The following is a 17,647-nucleotide window of genomic DNA, read 5'->3' as shown; positions in this document are numbered from 1 at the left end:
CCCGCGGTCGATCAGTGGAAGAAGTGGCGCGTGCCGGTGAAGTAGAGGGTGACGCCGGCCTTCTCCAGAGCCTCGATGACCTCCTGGTCCCGCACCGATCCGCCCGGCTGCACGATGGCCTTGACCCCCGCCTCGACCAGCACCTGCGGCCCGTCGGGGAACGGGAAGAAGGCGTCCGACGCCGCCACCGAGCCCGCCGCCCGCTCTCCCGCCCGGGTGACCGCCAGCCGGCAGGAGTCGACCCGGTTGACCTGCCCCATGCCGACGCCCACCGTGGCCCGGTCGGCGGCCAGCAGGATCGCGTTGGACTTGACCGCACGGGCCGCCCGCCAGGCGAAGGCCAGATCGGCCAGCAGCTCCGGCGAGGCGGGCTCCCCCGCCTTGAGGCTCCAGCTCTCGGGCGCGTCGCCCGGCGCCTGCAGCCGGTCCGTCTCCTGCACGAGCAGCCCGCCGTCGATCCGGCGGAACTCGGCCGCGTTGGCCGGCCCGCTCGGGCAGACCAGCAGCCGAAGGTTCTTCTTCTGCGTGAGTACGGCCAGCGCCTCCGGGTCGTAGGAGGGGGCCACCACCACTTCGGTGAACACCTCGGCGATCTGCGTGGCCAGCTCGGCCGTGACCGCGCCGTTGACCGCGATCACGCCCCCGTAGGCGGAGACCGGGTCGCAGGCATGTGCCTTGCGGTGGGCCTCGGCCACGTCGGCGCCGACGGCGATGCCGCACGGGTTCTGGTGCTTGATGATCGCCACGCACGGGTCGGCGAAGTCCCAGGCCGCCCGCCACGCCGCGTCGGCGTCGAGGTAGTTGTTGTAGGACATCTCCTTGCCGTGCAGCTGCTCGGCATTGGCCAGCCCGTCGTCGCCGGAGCTGTAGAGGGCGGCGCTCTGGTGCGGGTTCTCGCCGTAGCGCAGCTCGGCCTTGCGCTGCCAGGCGGCGCCCATGAAGGCCGGCCAGGGGCTGGACGCCTCTTCGGTGGCGTACGCACTGGCGAACCACGACGCCACGGCCACGTCGTAGGAGGCACTGTGGGCGAAGGCGACGCCGGCCAGCCGCCTGCGCTCGGTCAGCGTGAAACCGCCCTGGTCGAGGGCGGCCAGCACGCCGTCGTAACCGGCGGGGTCGACCACCACGGCGCAGGTGCTGTGGTTCTTGGCGGCGCCGCGGATCATGGCGGGCCCGCCGATGTCGATCTGCTCGACGCACTCCGCGTCGGACGCGCCCGAGGCCACCGTCTCCTGGAAGGGATAGAGGTTGACCACGACGAGCTGGAACGGGTCGATCTCCAGCTCGTCGAGCTGCGCCACGTGGTGCGGCTTGGTGAGGTCGGCCAGCAGCCCGGCGTGCACCCGCGGGTGCAGGGTCTTGACCCGCCCGTCGAGGCACTCCGGGAAGCCGGTGAGCTGCTCGACCTTGGTCACCGGGATGCCGTAGGACGCGATGGCGGCCGCGGTGCCGCCCGTCGACACGATCTCCACGCCCGCGCCGTCGAGGGCCCTGGCCAGCTCCTCCAGCCCCGACTTGTCGTACACGGCGATCAACGCGCGCCGGATGGCGATGCGAGTCACTTGCTTTCCCCTCCTGATGGGTTGCCTATGCGGACGATGCGTCCGCTGACCGTCCAGCCCTCCCGGGCCAGCCGGCCGACGATGTCGACGAGCAGGCGACGCTCGACGGTCTTGATGCGCTCGTGCAGCTCCGCCTCGTCGTCGTCGGGCAGCACGGGCACGGCCTCCTGGGCGACGATCGGGCCGGTGTCGACCCCCGCGTCGGCCAGCATCACGGTGCAGCCGGTCACCTTGACCCCGTGCGCCAGCGCGTCGCGCACGCCATGCGCGCCGGGGAAGGACGGCAGCAGCGCGGGGTGGGTGTTGAGCACGGGGACGGCGTCGAGCGTCGGGGCGCCGAGAATTTTCATGAATCCGGCCGAGACCACGAGGTCCGGCTTGTAAGAGGCGATCTCTTCCGCGATCGCCGCATCCCACTCCTGCCGAGACGGATAATCACCTAGTTTGTGGACGAAAGTGGGCACTCCACTCCGCGAAGCTCTGGCCAGACCTTCGATGCCCTCCCGGTCCGCCCCTACGGCCACCACCTGGGCGCCGTAGGAAGGATCGGCTGAAGCGTCCAGCAGGGCCTGTAGGTTTGTTCCAGAGCCGGAGACGAGAACGACGAGCCGCCCAGCCTTAGACACGCACACTCCAATGGGGATCCGTGGTGGGGCTGCCAGCGTATCTGTTCCTCGCCTGGCGACGCAGAGGAGGTCAGGTGTCGACACCGGTGCAAGCACCGGCCGGTCAGCAGCCCGCGGAGTCCGCGGGCCGCCGAGCGATCTGGTTGTCCATCGCAGCGCTGGCCATGACGTTCATGTTGCCCGCTGCCGGGCTGGTGATGGCGTTGTTCGCGATCGTGGCCGGGATCCGCGCGGTCCCGCTGCTGAAAGCCGCGGGCAAGCCCACCGGCGTGACCGCGGGTGGCATCGCCGTCGCGGCCGTCGCGCTGGCGCTGTCCGCCGCGACCACCGGCATGCAGCTCTATCTCATGAACGAGAACTCCGCCTACCAGGAGTGCATGAAGAGCGCGGGCACCGTGTCATCCCAGGGCGAGTGCTTCGTTCAGTTCAAGGAGGCGGCCCAGAAGAAGCTGCCCCCCGACGTGCTGGACCTCATCGGAGCGACCCGGCCCTAGTCGCGGTTCCCAGGCGTAGGCCCGGCCCTAGTCGCGGTCCCAGGCGTAGGGGTCGACGTAGATGACGTGACCGCCGCGATCGTCGGACTCGTCCACGATGTCCTTGCGCACCGGGACGGACTCGTCCAGCGGCAGGCGCGGACGGGCCTGGGAGAGCGTCTCGGCCGCGGCCGAGGCGTGCTCATCCTGCCAGTCGTCGCGGATGACCGGGATCGCCTGGGTGTCGGCCTCGGTGGCGTCCATCCAGTGTCCCGGCAGCGGCCGGGCGTCGGCCTCGGCCAGCCCCACCTTGCTCGCCGCCCTGGCGATCGCCGCCCCCGCCTTGCGGACCGGCACCGCGGCCTTGTCCAGCGGCACCCGGGCCCGCTTGTTGAGCAGCAGCAGGTTCGTCACCCCGGCGGAGATGCCCGAGGCCACGCCCACCTCCAGGGCGACCGACAGGGCCACCTCCCACGGGGACGGCCCGACGGCCGTCAGCCGCCCGCCGCCGATCGGGCCACCGGACAGCGCCGCGAGCAGCCCCGTCACCAGCCCCGTCGTGACGCCGGTCAGGAAACCCCACAACGGCGCGGCCTCGTACGAGGGAGAAGGCGACATTCTGGCGACCACGATGCCCGCCACGATCCCCGCCGCGAACGGCAGCGCGATCACCGCCATCATCCAGCCCGACACCGGACCGCTCTCGGGTAGCGCGCCGAGCAGCGGCAGGCTGGGCACCGTGCCGAGTTGCACGCCCGTGGGCGCGACGAGAGTGTCGGCCCCGACGGCGAACCCCGGGCCGGCGATGTAGGAAGAGGCCCAGATGACCCCGTTGAACAAATAGAGGGCCTGCACCAGCACGAGCAGCAGGCCGCCGACGAGCCCGGGGGCGAGCACGTCGGTCAGCTCGCGCACCTGGTCGAAGTGGATCACCACGGCCACCAGCACGAGCACCAGCCCGGCCGCGACCAGGATCGTGGTGGCCACGGCCGTGCCCACGGTCAGCGCCCGGACCCGCTCCGGCAGCAGCCGCAGCATCGCCCGCCAGGGCCCGATCGTGCGCGCGATGGCCAGCACGCCCGCCACGAACGCCAGCAGGAAGTGGCTGAGCAACGCCTCACCGATATAAGGCTGCGTGATCTCGTTGCGCGCGACCAGCGCGATCAACCCGGCCAGCAGCGCGTACGGCGCGGCCAGCGACACGCCGGCCTGGGCCACCAGGACGAGCTGGGCCCGCCGCCGGGCGTTGGCCTTCTCCCGCGGGCTGTTCTTGGGCAGCCTGGCGGGCAGCCGGAACCGCAGGTCGGCGTCGCGGGCCATCCAGCGGCCCGCCTTGTACAGCAGCAACGCCGGCAGGATCATCAACCCGATCGGCAGCAATCCGACCCTGCCGCCGGGCATCTCGAACCCGGCGTGGTGCGCGGCCAGCCAGATCTGCGCGGCCGTCCTGAACACCTCGGGCAGCCCGGACCCCAGCGCGCCACGCGGCGCGGCGATCCAGCCGACCAGGGTGAGCGTGGTGAGCACGGCAAGCCCGACGCCCAGCGTGCAGGCGGCGGCGAGCATCCCGGACACGGGCAGCGGCCGGCGTGTCCCGTCATCGTCACTCGAGACCCCGGGGAGTTTGCTGAGGACCGAACGAGGGGCGGCCCGCAGCTGGTCGAGTATCGCCGTCACAACAGTGATTTTCTCAATCTTTCCCGACCACCGCTTGGTTGACGCGCCGCCCTGGACCACTTTGTGAGCCGTTTCAAGATCAAAGCTGGCTCTGGCGACGGTTAAGGAACCTTAAATCACCGTACGTAGTCCGTACGGCACCTTCTCGGGCACGGAAGCCCGGCGCCAAAGGGAAAGCCCCGCGCGGTGAGAGATCACCGGCGGGGCCTTCACCGTGGGAATGGAGTCAGCGCGACTGCATGACCTCGCGCATCAGCCGGGCCGTCTCGGAGGGGGTCTTGCCGACGCGGACGCCGACCTTCTCCAGGGCCTCCTTCTTGGCCTGGGCGGTGCCGGCGGAGCCCGACACGATCGCGCCCGCGTGGCCCATGGTCTTGCCCTCGGGCGCGGTGAAGCCCGCGACGTAGGCGACGACCGGCTTGGTGACGTACTGCTCGATGTAGGCGGCGGCCCGCTCCTCGGCGTCGCCGCCGATCTCGCCGATCATCACGATCGCGTCGGTGCCCGGGTCCTCCTGGAAGGCCTGCAGGGCGTCGATGTGCGTGGTGCCGATGACCGGGTCGCCGCCGATGCCGACGGCCGTGGAGAAGCCGAAGTCACGCAGCTCGTACATGAGCTGGTAGGTCAGCGTGCCGGACTTGGACACCAGGCCGATGCGGCCGGCCGTGGTGATGTCGGCGGGGATGATGCCGGCGTTGGACGCGCCCGGCGAGGCGATGCCGGGGCAGTTGGGGCCGATGATGCGGGTCTTGTTGCCCTTGGACACCGCGTACGCCCAGAACTCGGTCGAGTCGTGGACCGGCACACCCTCGGTGATCACCACGCAGAGCGGGATCTCCGCGTCGATGGCCTCCTTGACGGCGTCCTTGGTGAACGCCGGCGGCACGAACACCACCGACACGTCGGCGCGCGTCTTCTCGATGGCCTCCTTGACCGTGCCGAACACGGGCAGACCCTCGTGCGTGGTGCCGGCCTTGCGCGCGTTGACGCCGCCGACCACGCGGGCTCCGGAGGCGAGCATGCGCCGGGTGTGCTTGGTGCCCTCGCCACCGGTCATGCCCTGAACGATGATCTTGCTGTTTTCCGTCAGCCAGATGGCCATGACTCACACACCTACCGAAGCGAGCTCGGCGACCCGCTTGGCCGCGTCGTCCATCGTGTCCACCAGCTCGACCCGCGGGAGTGCGGCGTCAGCCAGAATCTGCCGCCCGAGCTGGGCGTTGTTGCCGTCGAGGCGGACCACCAGCGGGTGGGTCACCGCCTCGCCACGGCTCTCCAGCAGCTTGAACGCCGAGACGATGCCGTTGGCCACGGCGTCGCAGGCGGTGATCCCGCCGAAGACGTTCACGAAGATCGACTTGACCGACGGGTCGGAGATGATGATCTCCAGGCCCGCGGCCATCACCTCGGCCGAGGCGCCGCCGCCGATGTCGAGGAAGTTGGCCGGGGACGGCTTGCCCGGGAAGGCCTCGCCGGCGTAGGCCACCACGTCGAGCGTGGACATGACCAGGCCCGCGCCGTTGCCGATGATGCCGACGTCGCCGTCGAGCTTGACGTAGTTGAGGTCCTTGGCCTTGGCCGCGGCCTCCAGAGGGTCCTCGGCCGACTTGTCGGCGTAACCCTCGTGGTCCGGCTGGCGGAAGACGGCGTTGTCGTCAAGAGTGACCTTGCCGTCCAGCGCCTTCACCTCGCCGTCGGCCGACAGGATCATGGGGTTGACCTCGACCAGCGTGGCGTCCTCGTCCACGAAGGCGCACCAGAGCTTCTCGATGAGCTCGGCCGCGCCGTCGAGCGACTTCTCCGGCAGCCCGCCGGCCTGGGCGATCTCGCGCCCCTTGGCCCGGTCGACGCCGGTCAGCGCCGAGACCGGCACCTTGGCGACCTTCTCCGGAGCGCTGTGGGCCACCTCTTCGATGTCCATGCCGCCGGCCGCCGAGCAGATCGCGAGGAACGTACGGTTCGCGCGGTCGAGCAGGAAGGAGAAGTAATATTCCTCCTCGATCGCGCTGGCCTCCTCCACGAGCACCTTGTGCACCGTGTGGCCCTTGATGTCCATACCGAGAATGGCGGTCGCCTTCTCGACGGCGTCGGCCGCGTCATCGGCCACCTTGACGCCGCCGGCCTTGCCACGGCCGCCGGTCTTTACCTGAGCCTTGACGACAACGCGCCCTGTCAGCTCCTGCGCCGCCGCTCGCACCTCCTCCACGGTGTGAGCGACGATGCCGCGTGGCACCGGAATGCCGTAGTCCGCGAAGAGCTCCTTCGCCTGATGTTCGAACAGGTCCACGAGGGTCCGTCCTTGCTTAATCCGACTGATGTTCGACGGCCCGGGCTACCCCGCGCATGCCGGGCGTTTCCGCCAGTGAAGCCTAGCCCCAAGCTTGACCCTCCCAGGTCATCGGGTGGCCGATATGCCGCGATGTGACGGTGATCTCACTTCGGCGAGGCACCCTCTGCACGGAAAGTGCACCCATTCACCGAAAAATACGGCGACGCCCGATATATGGTCGTGATCTTTGATTGGCATGATCCGTTGTCCGTCATCATTCATCCTAAAAGGATCCGCATGCAGCGAATCATCGCCGGGCTGGCGTTGGGCGCGTCGACACTGGTCACGGTGGCACCAGCGCAGGCCGCGCCTATCAACCCGGTCAAAGCGCTGGAAAGGCAGTTATCGCCTGGACACGGAGTGCGATTCTCCATGTCCACTCGTGTCGTGACCGAGTCGAGCGCTATCTTCCGAGTCTCAGGAACACTGGAGTTCGGGAAATCCGGCATCATCGCCGCCGACCAGTCCACGCGCTTCCATCGCGCAAAGGGCATGAAGCAGTCCGCGTGGGACGAGTACGCCTCGCTGACCCCCAAACGCGAACTCGTCCATGGCGGCTACTTGTACGGCCGGGGTGGCGACCTGGACGCGCGCCTACCCGCCAAGAAGTGGATCCGCTACGGGCCCGGCCACAGCGCCAGGAGCCCCCAGGAGATTGACACCTTCCGCGTCAAGCAACTGCAGAAGCTTGTGGCGGACGCGAAGTACGTCAAGGGCGCCTATCGGGGCTCAATCACCTGGACGGAGCTGAGGGAGCTGAACGGCGAGGAGGGGATCGACGGCGACGTGGGCAAGACCAGGATCGACTACCTGCTGGACACCGACTCCAAGGGCTTGGTGCACCGGCTGGTGAGCAAGTGGACCGTCCGCGTCGGCGGGGGCCGCCCCGACGTGATCCTCGCCGAGACACGCTTCACCGACTGGGGCACCAAGGTGGCGATCAAGGCGCCACCCGAGTCGGAGTGGATCGACGCCAAGGACCTCACCGATACACCGCAGGACACGGCGAACAACTCGATCGACTTGCTCGGCCAGAACCGATAGATCTTTTCCGTCGTCAGAGTGAAAAGCCGAGCGGCAACGCCGGCCGTTCACTCGATGCCGGTTTCACCCCCGAGGTCGCTTTGAAGGGGGAAATATGACCGTATTTCCACCAGCCCGCTCGGGCCGCGACCTCACCACCCCTCCTGAAATGAGAAACCACTCAATGAATCGCATGCTCGCCGGCCTGGCTCTGGCTTCGGCCGCCGCGCTCATGGCGGCCACCCCCGCGCAGGCCGCCATCACGCAGGCACCGGCCAAGCCGGTCACTGCCGTGAAGAAGCAGCTCGTTCCCGGCAAGGGAGTGACGTTCACCGAGCGCACCACCCTCGACTCCGGCCGGATGCGCGCGGTCTTCGTCCGGAGCAGCGGCACGTACCAGTTCAGCAGGTCCGGACTCGCCGCGTCGGACATCACGGGCAAGCTCAACATCAAGGCCAGCGATCTCGCCGACCTCGGCGAGGGCTCGATGTTCCAGTCGCTCGCCAAGCCCGAGCGTACGATCAGGATCGGCACGACCTCCTACCTCTCGGGCAGCATCTGGGCCGAGCTGCTGCCCAGCGGCAAGACCTGGTACAAGGCCCCCGGGGGCCCGCCGGCCGGCTTCACCGGCATCTTCGGCCAGCCGCTGAACATCGTCGAGCCGGCCACGCTGAAGACCCTGTTCAAGAACGCCAAGCCGGCCTCCGGCGGCTACACGGGCAAGATCTCCGTCCGTGACCTGCGCAAGGTCTCCGCGTACTACCGCGCCTCGTCGCCGGCCACCCCCTCCGCCAAGACGCTGAAGTCCCAGATCACCTGGCGGCTCAGCGTGAACGCCAAGGGGCTGCCGACGCGCCTGGTGACCATCGTGCCCGGCAGCGCCCTGGCCGCGAGCGACGGCGCCGGCGAGAAGATGATCGTCGACACCCGCTACAACGGCTGGGGTGGCAAGGTCTCCATCAAGGCCCCGGCCGCCGACGAGGTCACGACCAAGCTGGACGGCGGCACCGGCGACGAGCAGGAGAGCGCGGAGAACCTCGACCTGTTCAACCTGCTGAAGTAGAACCGGCTTCAGCCTGCTGAAGGAGAACCGGCCTTCTCCAGCCGCCGCGGTGGCCTGACCCACGGGTCACCGCGGCGGTGACCCGGCCGGACAACCGGTACCGCTCAGCCCGGCCCCCTTGCCTTCGTGAAGCGGCAAGGGGACCGGTCGCTGGGTCACCCCTTCAGGCGGGAGTCCCGCAGGCGGGCCCATTCCAGCGAGTGCCCGATCCCTTCCTCGACCGAGTAACGCGCTCGCCAGCCCAGCAGTCGCTCGGCGCGGTCGCTGCGGGTGTAGGCCCCGGCCACGTCGCCAGGACGCGCCCCGGTCTCCACCACGTCGATCGGCTGGTCCACGACCCGGTTGAACGCGTCGGCCAGCTCCCGCACGGTGGTGCCCGAGCCGGTGCCGAGGTTGATCACGGAGGTCTCCGGGAGCAGCGAGTCGAACCGCTCCAGCGCCGCCACGTGCGCCGCGGCCAGGTCCCAGACGTGGACGTAGTCGCGGATGCCCGACCCGTCACGCGTCGGGTAGTCCGTGCCGGTGATCTGGAACGGCACGCCCTCCTCGTACGCCTCGATCATCTTGCCGAGCGCGTGGCTGGGCCGTCTGAGTTGCAACCCGGTGCGCATCTGGGGGTCCGCGCCGATCGGGTTGAAGTAGCGCAGCGACAGCACGTCGATCGGCTGGGTCGCGGCGATGTCGGCGAACATGGCCTCGCACACCACCTTGGTCCGGGCGTACGGGCTCTGCGGGTCGAGCGGTGACTCCTCGTCCACGGTGTGGTCCTCGCCCGCCCGGTAGATGGACGCGGACGAGCTGAAGATCATCCGCCTGCACCCGTTGCGCAGCAGATGACCGGCGAACTCCAGGCTCTTGGCCACGTTCGCCCGGTAGTAGCGGACCGGGTCGGCCACCGAGTCGGGCACCACGATCAACGCCGCACAGTGCACAACGGCTGCTATATCCGGATTTTCGGTAAATATCTGGTCGATCAGCGCCCCGTCCCCGATGTCCCCCTCGTAGAACGCCCGCCCTTCGGCGAACTCACGCCGTCCGGTCACCAGGCTGTCGAGGATCACCGGAGTGATCCCCGCATCCAGGCACGCCGATGCGATCGTGCTGCCGATATAACCCGCCCCGCCCGAGATCAGTACACGCACCCGAGCACCTTACCCACCCCACACCAAGGAGATCTCGTACGTCGCGGAACCCGCCTCACCCCACCCCCACCACGCCGGACATTTCATGAATTGGACCGTTACGCCATCGTGACGCCCTCCAGGTACACGAAACTCCTGGCTCACCTGTCCCATCTGTGGCAGAACGCGTCACATGAGCACTTAGCCCAGGAGTACGACCCGTGAACCGCTTCCCCCGGCTACTGACCATGGCCGCGCTGATCACCGTGACGGCCTGTACGGCGGAAAGCACCCCCGTAACGCTGCACCAAGTGGACCAGCACCTGGCCGCGCAGGCCCTGCAGGCGCAGGCCGTACAGTCGCAGGCCCTGGAATCGCCGGACGGCCGGACCGCCGGAGCGCCCGTCAAGGCCGCGGCGGCGAGAGCCCGGACCGCCTCGAAGAAGCCCAAGCTGGGCATCGCCGACATCACCCCCATGGGGGAGAAGAGCGAGAAGGTGGGCGTCGGCTTTCCGATCATCGTGACCTTCGACCGCGACGTGCGCCAGAGGGCGGCCGCCGAGGCGGTGCTGCGCGTCGAGGCCGACAAGCCCGTCGAGGGCGCCTGGCGGTGGGTGTCGGCCCGCAAGGTCGTCTACCGCACCAAGACCTACTGGAAGCCGAACCAGAAGGTGCTGTTCAAGGCCCTGCTCAACGAGATCCCCGGCAACGAGGCCGCCAAGAACGTCAGTCGCCGCTTCGCCGTCGGCCCGGCCAACATCTCGCTCGTCGACACCCGTAAGCACGTGATGAAGGTCTACCGGAACGGCAAGCTGGCGAAGAAGATCGCGATCAGCGCCGGTCGCGGCGGTTTCGTGCGTAACGGCGTCGACGTCTATCTCACGACCAGCGGCGTCCATCTGACGATGGGCAAGAAGGCCGTGGAGACCATGACCTCGTCCTGGATGGGCGTCACCGACCCCAAGGACCCGCGCTACTACAAGGAGCAGATCCCGTGGGCGGTCCGCATCTCCGACAGCGGTGAGTACGTCCACCAGAGCTTCGGCGACTACCAGTATCTCGGCCGCTCCAACCAGAGCCACGGCTGCGTCCGGGCCACCCCGGCCGGCGCCAGGTGGTTCTACGGCATCGCCCAGCGCGGTGACGTGGTCAAGATCGTAGGCACCAAGCGCAAGCTCGACTGGCGCAACGGCTGGAGCTACTGGCAGCTCAACTGGACCCAGTGGAAGCAGGGCAGCGCCCTGCGTACCCCCCAGACCTGACGCTCGCGGCGGCGCACTCCCCTCGGAGTGCGCCGCGCCCGCATCGCTCTCGCTCGTACGCACAGAGCACGTCCGCCACAGTCAGGCGGAGAGCACGTCCACCACGGTCACGCGCAGAAGTACGCACACCCAGCGGTCACCCGGCAGGCTCCGGTCAGAGCTTCTCCACCGGCGCGTACGCCAGCAGCAGAACCTTCTCTCCCCCGGTCCCGAAGTCGATCTTGACCTTGGTCTTCTCCGCCACCCCGTCCACCGACACCACCGTGCCCAGGCCGAACGCGTCGTGCGAGACCCGATCGCCGGGATTGAGCGTGGGAATGGTCCGGCCGCCGCTCTTCTTGGCCGCCACCGCCGGCGCGGGCTCGCGACGGGTGGCCGCGTTCCAGGCGGACTTGCCCGGGTCCGTGCGCCAGTCGATGAGCGACCCCGGCACCTCGCTGACGAACCTCGATGCGGGGTTGAACGACGGGGAGCCCCAGGAGCTGCGCACCGCGGCGCGGGTGAGGTAGAGGCGCTGCTGGGCCCTGGTGATGCCGACGTAGGCCAGGCGGCGCTCCTCCTCCAGCTCCTTCGGCTCGCCCAGCGAGCGGACGTGCGGGAAGACCCCGTCCTCCATGGCCGTCAGGAAGACGACCGGGAACTCCAGGCCCTTGGCGGTGTGCAGGGTCATCAGCGTCACCACGCCCTGGCCGCCGTCGGCGTCGGGGATCTGGTCGGCGTCGGCCACCAGCGACACCTGCTCCAGGAACTCCACCAGCGTGCCCTCGGGATTGGCGTCCTCGAACTCCGAGGCCACCGAGATCAGCTCGTTGAGGTTTTCCAGCCGTGACTCGTCCTGCGGGTCCTCCGACGCCTCCAGCTCGGCGCGGTAGCCGGTGGCGATCAGCACCTCCTCGGCCAGCGCGGACGGCGGCATGCCCTCGCCCTTGGCGATCAGCTCCTCGACCAGCGCGACGAACTCCTTGATCGCATTGAGCGAGCGGGTCGCCATGCCGTGCGCCTCGTCCGCGCGCCGCAGCCCTTCCCAGAACGGGATCCGCTCGCGGGTCGCGAACGCCTCGACCATCGCCTCGGCCCTGTCGCCGATGCCCCGCTTGGGCACGTTGAGGATGCGCCGCAGCGACACCACGTCCAGCGGGTTGGCCAGCAGGCGCAGGTAGGCCAGCAGGTCCTTGACCTCTTTGCGCTCGTAGAAGCGCACGCCGCCGACCACCTTGTAGGGCAGGCCGGTGCGGATGAAGATCTCCTCGAAGACGCGGGAGGCGGCGTTGGTGCGGTAGAAGATCGCGACGTCGCCCGCCTTGACGTCGTCCTCGTCGCTGAGCCGGTCGACCTCCTGCGCGACGAACATGGCCTCGTCGTGCTCGTTGTCGGCGACGTATCCAATGATCTTGGGTCCGTCGCCCTGGTCGGACCAGAGGTTCTTCGGCTTGCGTGACTCGTTGCGGGAGATGACAGCGTTGGCGGCGGCCAGGATGTTCTGGGTGGAGCGGTAGTTCTGCTCCAGCAGGATGGTGCGCGCGTCGGGGTAGTCGCGCTCGAACTCCAGGATGTTGCGGATCGTCGCGCCACGGAAGGCGTAGATCGACTGGTCCGCGTCGCCGACCACGCACAGCTGCGACTGGTCGGCGCCGGAGCGGACCAGCTCGCCGTCGGAGGTGCGCAGCTCGGGACGGCCCACCAGCTCCCTGATCAGGATGTACTGGGCGTGGTTGGTGTCCTGGTATTCGTCGACGAGGACGTGCCTGAACCGCAGCCGGTAGTGCTCGGCGACGTCAGGGAAGAGCTGGAACAACGTCACCGTGTTCATGATGATGTCGTCGAAGTCCATCGCGCCGGCCTCGGTGAGCTTGAGCTGATAGCTCTTGTAGGCCTGGGCGAGCGTCTTCTCCAGGTGGGAGCCCGCCCGGTCCATGGCGGTCTCGTAGTCGATCAGCTCGTTCTTGAAGTTGCTCACCTGGGCGGAGAACGACCTGGGCGGATAGCGCTTCGGGTCGAGCTCCATCTCCCGGCAGACCATCGCCATCAACCGCTGCGAGTCGGCCTGGTCGTAGATGGAGAAGCTGGAGGGGAAGCCGAGCCGCTTGGCCTCGCGCCGCAGGATCCGCATGCAGGCGCTGTGGAACGTCATCACCCACATCGCCTTGGAGCGCGGCCCGACGAGCTTGTCGATGCGGTCCTTCATCTCGCGGGCGGCCTTGTTGGTGAAGGTGATCGCCAGGATCTCGCCCGGATGCACCTCCCGCTCGGCCAGCAGGTAGGCGATGCGGTGGGTGAGCACCCGCGTCTTGCCCGAGCCCGCCCCCGCCACGATCAGCAGCGGGCTGTCATAGTGGATCACGGCCTCGCGCTGCTGCGCGTTGAGGCCATCGAGCAAGGGGTGGTCAACAGGGACTCGGGTCGGCACCCACCTAGGTTATGACCCCTCACCGACAAACGGTGCCCGGAATGCCGACGCCGACGCGCTCGTTGTGCCAACGACCATCAGGGAGGAATGACCATGCTGCCCGAGAGTGAGATCGACAGGGTGCTCGTCGTGTCCGCGCACCCGGACGACGCCGACTTCGGGTCCGCCGGGACCGTCGCGCTCTTCGGCGAAAGAGGCGTCAAGGTGACGTACCTGATGGTCACGGACGGCGACGCGGGCGGCAACGAACGCACGCTCGACAACTCCGGCATGGCCGAGCTCCGCAGAGCGGAGCAGATCGCGGCGGCCAAGTGCGTCGGCGTCACCGACCTGCGCTTCCTCGCCTATCCCGACGGCGCCGTGGTCGCCTCGCTCGAACTGCGCAAGGCGATCACCAGAGTCATCCGGCAGGTACGGCCGGACCTGGTGATCACCCACCACCCCGACCGCAACTACCAGTTCATCGCCCCCAGCCACCCCGACCACCGCGCGGTGGGCGGCTGCACCCTGGACGCCGTCTATCCGGACGCCCGCAACCCCTACGCCTTTCCTGAGCTGCTGCTGGAGGAAGGCCTGGAGGCATGGACCGCCCGCGAGGTCTGGCTGGTCGGCGGCTCGACGCCCAACCACTACGTGGACATCACCGACGTGATCGACCGCAGGCTGGCGGCGCTGCAGTCGCACGTCAGCCAGGTCGCGCACGTCGAGGGGTTCGCCGACTTCATCAAGGGCCGCTCCGCCGCCTGGGCCGAGCGAGCGGGCTTCGCCGAGGGCCGTTACGCCGAGGGCTTCCAGGTCGTCGCCACGGCTTGACACAGCGGTCGGCCGACAGCGACCGTCAGGGCACGGATCCGGGCGGCACCACCCACAGCGACGGCTGCCCGGTGATCTCGGAGATGCGATCGAAGTCCCGGTCGTAGTGCAGGACCGTGGCACCGTGCACTTCGGCGCAGGCGGCGATCAGCAGGTCCGCCGGGCCGATGCCGCGATGCTGCGCAGCCCCTACCAGCTGCTCCTGGACTTCATACGCCCGCTTGTATACGTGGTCCCCCACGGAAAACTGGATCACCTGCTGCTGCGCACGGCGAATGCGCTGGAAATGAGCGGGATCACGAGCGCTGTAACAGACCTCGAGATCGATGATGGGGCACGTGGCGACGACATGAGCCGCGTACAACGGATGGAGGGCCTTGGCCACCACCTCGCTGGTGCGGATGCGCGCCAGCGCGCTCTTGTCCAGGAGATAGATCACTCCTGTAGTCGCCACGCATGCTTCATGACCTCCGGATCCAGGAGATCCGGACTCCCCTCCGTCCGCCAGAACTCGAACGCCTCGATCGCGCTCTCCCTTTCCTTGTCGCGGTCGAGCACCGAACGCAGGGCCGTGTGCACCGTCTCCCTCATGTTGCCCGTGCCCAGCCTGTCCTGGACGGCCTGCAGGAGCTCCTTGTCGATGTCGATAACGGTCCGCATGGGACATCACCTCCGTACCTCCAGCGTATATCACGGCTCGTGATCTTGATATACGCACTCTTCGTAATTCTCTCATCACGAAGAGGCGCAACGGAGACGCTAGGGCAGCCGGAAAGCCGTAAAGACCAGTGACTTCGGAAGAGTGGAAACGGTCTCCATCCGAGACGGACATCTCTTATCCAGTGGCGGAATTCGAGCAGGTCAAGCCAGACAACCGACAGCCGGCCCCGTCGCCGTGGCAACAGCCGTGGCCGTGGCGGTGGCCGTCACCATCGCTGGCGGGCCTCCTCGGCCCACCCGGTCAGGCCGTCGAGGTCGATCCAGGCGCCGTCGTCGGCCTGCGCCCGGCCGCTGAAGCAGCCGAAGCACTGGTGCGTCTCGGAGCCCACGACGCCCAGCTCAGTACGGGCGACCCTCTCGTGGAACGGCGTGAACTCCGCCTCCACCCGGTCCCCCGTGATCCGCCACGGCCGCAACCAGTCGTCGCGGTCGTAGTGCCACGCCAGCTCCTCGCCGATCTTGTGCAGCCGCCCGTCGACGAAGAGCGCGTTCTCGGTCATACCGGTGCCCTCGGTCCACTTCCCGCCGAGCTGGATCGCCCTCCCGGGCGCGCTGCCCGCCGCCCAGTTCCACACCATCCGGTACGGCCACCGCCCCCGGCCGTGGTCGAGCACCGCGAACGAGTCCTCCTCGCGCACCAGGTGCTCCGCCGAGTCCAGCACCAGCCGCCCGCGCACCGGCCGCCCGACATCCTTGACCGTGTACTGGAACAGGCGCGGCCCCCACGGCACCACCACACCCAGCGACTCGTGCCCGTCCGGCAAGGACATCTCCAGGTCCACCTCGACGCCCGGCGCCACGGCCCGCAGGGTGGTGCCGCCGGGGCTCTGCCGGATGTCGATGGCCAGGCTGCCGCCACGCGCGCGGGCCGTGCCCTCGCCGCTGCGGTCCGGCATGACGGTGCCGCGCGCCAGCGGCACCACGGCGTCCTTCGACACCTCCGCCCCGGTGGCGCGGTCGAGCACGTAGATGCCGTGCACGCCCGCGTAGTCGATCGAGGACGCCACGATGCCGATCACGTGCGCGGGGGTGACGACGCCCCAGTATTCCCACCGCTTGGTCCGCCCCCAGCCTCGCAGGTTGGCCCGATGCAACGGCCGCCGCGTCCAGCCGACCGCCTCCGGATCGAGCCGCCCATCGGGCAGACACAGATCGACGGGCACGCTGATCTCAGGCTCGGCAGTCCGGGAGCTCACTCGCCACCACCCCCATCACTCCTCGCCACCAGAACCCGGCAGCACACTCGATAAGGCCCCATTCACCACAAAGCCGACGGCAGCCTACTGGCCACAACCCTCACACCGACACCCTCCCGGCAGCTCCCTGCCGAGCAAAGCCCTAGATGGTCTCCGCACCCCAAAAGCCCGACGACAGCTCACTGAGGACGCATCTCGACCGTTCCCGCCGCGGCAAAGCCCGACGGCAGCTCACTGAGGACGGGCCTTGTCCGTTTCTGCAGCCGGGAAGCACGAAGACACCTCATTCGGGGCGGGGCTTGGCTGTTTTTGTCGCTGCGAGGCGGGCGAACAGGTAGCCCAGGGAGTTGGTGGCCAGGTGCAGCATCGAGGGGGCCAGGAGGCCTCGGTGGCGGCGGAGTTCGCAGAAGAGAACGCCTGCCGCCGCCGTGGACACCACGCTGCCCGCCACCACCCGTGCCGTGTCCAGGTGCCCTGGTGACTCGCCCGCCGTGAGTGCCCCGAGTGCCGGGTTGGCGCGGGCCATGTCGATGGCGGGCAGGATGTGCCACAGCCCGAACAGCGCCGACGACACGGCCGTGGCGGCGGCGGTGCCGTGGGTCCGGCGCACCATGCCGTACAGCGCCCCACGGAAACCGACCTCCTCCAGCAGGACCGTGCCGAACGGGACCTGGATCAGGGCCTCCTCCAGCACCCGCGCCCGCGTCAGCGACAGCGCCCGCTCGTCCTGGAAGAAGGGCCGGGTACGGGGCACGTTGATGCCCACGGTGTAGACCGCCGCCACCCCCGCGGCCAACACCCCGCCGGTCACCGCCCCCTTACGCCCGTGCTCGAACCCCAACTCCTTCCACGACAGCCCCGACCGCCGAGCCATCGCCACCAGGGCCGCGGTCGCGGCGGCGGATGTGAGCGGTCCGAGCCTCGGCGTGACCTTGTTGTTGAGCACGTTGGCCGCGACGAGCACGGCGATCGACCGGAGCAGCATGCTTGCACGCTACGTCGCCCCCACCCCGACCGGCACCCCAGACCTCAACCCGATGCCACCACGAGCGCCCGGACCTACGTAGGGGCAGGCTAGGAGGCCGCGGAGTTGCGCCAGCCGGCGGGGAAGCGGGTGCGGCGGCGCTCCTCCGGAGTCAGGCCGCCCCAGATGCCGTCCGTCTCGCCGGCCTTTAAGGCATAGGACCGGCATTCGGTCAGGACCTGGCAGGTGGCACAGACGGCCTTGGCCTGGGCTTCCTGGACGGGCGAGGCCGCGAGCGGGAAGAAAAGCTCGGGGTCGCTGGACTTGCAGGCGCCCCTCCGCAGCCAGCCGATCTCCTCCAAAGGCATACGCCAACGCTATGGCGTCCACATGATCAGTCGCATCATCCTG

The 17,647-nt window shown here is 68.8% G+C and carries 17 protein-coding genes; 5 read left to right on the top strand and 12 right to left on the bottom strand.

The window, feature by feature from the left end:
• Positions 1-11: 11 nt before the first annotated feature.
• Entirely contained in the window at positions 12-1,562 is a 1,551-nt protein-coding gene (gene purH, locus OHA68_RS19575; protein WP_327108908.1) for a bifunctional phosphoribosylaminoimidazolecarboxamide formyltransferase/IMP cyclohydrolase, read from the bottom strand.
• Positions 1,559-2,188: a phosphoribosylglycinamide formyltransferase gene (gene purN, locus OHA68_RS19570; RefSeq protein WP_189141130.1), complete on the bottom strand. Its 630-nt coding sequence runs from the start codon at positions 2,186-2,188 to the stop codon at positions 1,559-1,561. Before purN ends, purH begins: the two co-directional genes overlap by 4 nt.
• A 74-nt stretch (positions 2,189-2,262) precedes the next feature.
• Here purN and OHA68_RS19565 point away from each other — a divergent pair, with 74 nt between their 5' ends.
• Positions 2,263-2,682, top strand: coding sequence for a hypothetical protein (locus OHA68_RS19565; protein WP_327108907.1), 420 nt, complete (start codon positions 2,263-2,265; stop codon positions 2,680-2,682).
• Between the two features lie 27 nt (positions 2,683-2,709).
• On the opposite strand, the gene OHA68_RS19560 is transcribed toward OHA68_RS19565, so the two are convergent.
• The 3 genes from OHA68_RS19560 to sucC form a co-directional block, all read right to left on the bottom strand.
• Positions 2,710-4,338, bottom strand: coding sequence for a cell division protein PerM (locus OHA68_RS19560; protein ID WP_327108906.1), 1,629 nt, complete (start codon positions 4,336-4,338; stop codon positions 2,710-2,712).
• Positions 4,339-4,564: 226 nt separating this feature from the next.
• The gene (gene sucD, locus OHA68_RS19555; protein WP_189141132.1) at positions 4,565-5,440 is read right to left on the bottom strand and encodes a succinate--CoA ligase subunit alpha; all 876 of its coding nucleotides are present in this window, start codon (positions 5,438-5,440) and stop codon (positions 4,565-4,567) included.
• Positions 5,441-5,443: 3 nt separating this feature from the next.
• Positions 5,444-6,625, bottom strand: a complete 1,182-nt coding sequence (sucC, locus tag OHA68_RS19550) for an ADP-forming succinate--CoA ligase subunit beta (protein ID WP_189141133.1) — start codon at positions 6,623-6,625, stop codon at positions 5,444-5,446.
• Positions 6,626-7,039: 414 nt separating this feature from the next.
• Between sucC and OHA68_RS19545 the strand changes: the two genes are divergently transcribed.
• Positions 7,040-7,711 carry a hypothetical protein gene (locus tag OHA68_RS19545; protein WP_327108905.1) on the top strand — a complete coding sequence of 224 codons (672 nt, stop codon included), beginning with the start codon at positions 7,040-7,042 and terminating at the stop codon, positions 7,709-7,711.
• 163 nt (positions 7,712-7,874) lie between these two features.
• A complete protein-coding gene (locus OHA68_RS19540) occupies positions 7,875-8,753 on the top strand; it encodes a hypothetical protein (protein ID WP_327108904.1) in 879 nt (292 codons plus the stop codon).
• A 155-nt stretch (positions 8,754-8,908) separates the two neighbouring features.
• Here the strand turns inward: OHA68_RS19540 and galE are convergent, their stop codons facing one another.
• Positions 8,909-9,895 carry a UDP-glucose 4-epimerase GalE gene (gene galE, locus OHA68_RS19535; RefSeq protein WP_327108903.1) on the bottom strand — a complete coding sequence of 329 codons (987 nt, stop codon included), beginning with the start codon at positions 9,893-9,895 and terminating at the stop codon, positions 8,909-8,911.
• Between the two features lie 200 nt (positions 9,896-10,095).
• Between galE and OHA68_RS19530 the strand changes: the two genes are divergently transcribed.
• On the top strand, positions 10,096-11,136 hold the full coding sequence (locus tag OHA68_RS19530) for a L,D-transpeptidase (RefSeq protein ID WP_327108902.1): 1,041 nt from the start codon (positions 10,096-10,098) through the stop codon (positions 11,134-11,136).
• A gap of 154 nt (positions 11,137-11,290) precedes the next feature.
• Here OHA68_RS19530 and pcrA read toward each other — a convergent pair whose 3' ends face one another.
• A complete protein-coding gene (gene pcrA, locus OHA68_RS19525) occupies positions 11,291-13,513 on the bottom strand; it encodes a DNA helicase PcrA (protein WP_407674505.1) in 2,223 nt (740 codons plus the stop codon).
• Positions 13,514-13,636: 123 nt separating this feature from the next.
• Here pcrA and OHA68_RS19520 point away from each other — a divergent pair, with 123 nt between their 5' ends.
• Positions 13,637-14,356, top strand: coding sequence for a PIG-L deacetylase family protein (locus tag OHA68_RS19520; RefSeq protein WP_327108900.1), 720 nt, complete (start codon positions 13,637-13,639; stop codon positions 14,354-14,356).
• Positions 14,357-14,381: 25 nt separating this feature from the next.
• Here OHA68_RS19520 and OHA68_RS19515 read toward each other — a convergent pair whose 3' ends face one another.
• From OHA68_RS19515 to OHA68_RS19495, 5 genes are all read right to left on the bottom strand, one after another.
• Positions 14,382-14,795 carry a PIN domain nuclease gene (locus tag OHA68_RS19515; protein WP_327108898.1) on the bottom strand — a complete coding sequence of 138 codons (414 nt, stop codon included), beginning with the start codon at positions 14,793-14,795 and terminating at the stop codon, positions 14,382-14,384.
• Positions 14,792-15,016, bottom strand: coding sequence for a type II toxin-antitoxin system VapB family antitoxin (locus tag OHA68_RS19510; RefSeq protein WP_327108897.1), 225 nt, complete (start codon positions 15,014-15,016; stop codon positions 14,792-14,794). Before OHA68_RS19510 ends, OHA68_RS19515 begins: the two co-directional genes overlap by 4 nt.
• Positions 15,017-15,282: 266 nt before the next feature.
• Positions 15,283-16,272 (bottom strand): DUF2804 domain-containing protein, encoded by a 990-nt coding sequence (locus OHA68_RS19505; RefSeq protein ID WP_327108896.1) that lies wholly within the window; start codon positions 16,270-16,272, stop codon positions 15,283-15,285.
• Between the two features lie 283 nt (positions 16,273-16,555).
• The gene (locus OHA68_RS19500) at positions 16,556-17,257 is read right to left on the bottom strand and encodes a CPBP family intramembrane glutamic endopeptidase (protein WP_327108895.1); all 702 of its coding nucleotides are present in this window, start codon (positions 17,255-17,257) and stop codon (positions 16,556-16,558) included.
• 89 nt (positions 17,258-17,346) lie between these two features.
• A complete protein-coding gene (locus OHA68_RS19495; RefSeq protein WP_189141142.1) occupies positions 17,347-17,604 on the bottom strand; it encodes a WhiB family transcriptional regulator in 258 nt (85 codons plus the stop codon).
• Positions 17,605-17,647: the final 43 nt, after the last annotated feature.

The organism is Nonomuraea glycinis (assembly GCF_035920485.1).
In the GTDB taxonomy this organism is placed as follows: domain Bacteria; phylum Actinomycetota; class Actinomycetes; order Streptosporangiales; family Streptosporangiaceae; genus Nonomuraea; species Nonomuraea glycinis.
The sequence above is the reverse complement of the archived record's forward strand: the minus strand, read 5'-3'. Positions and strand labels throughout refer to the sequence as shown.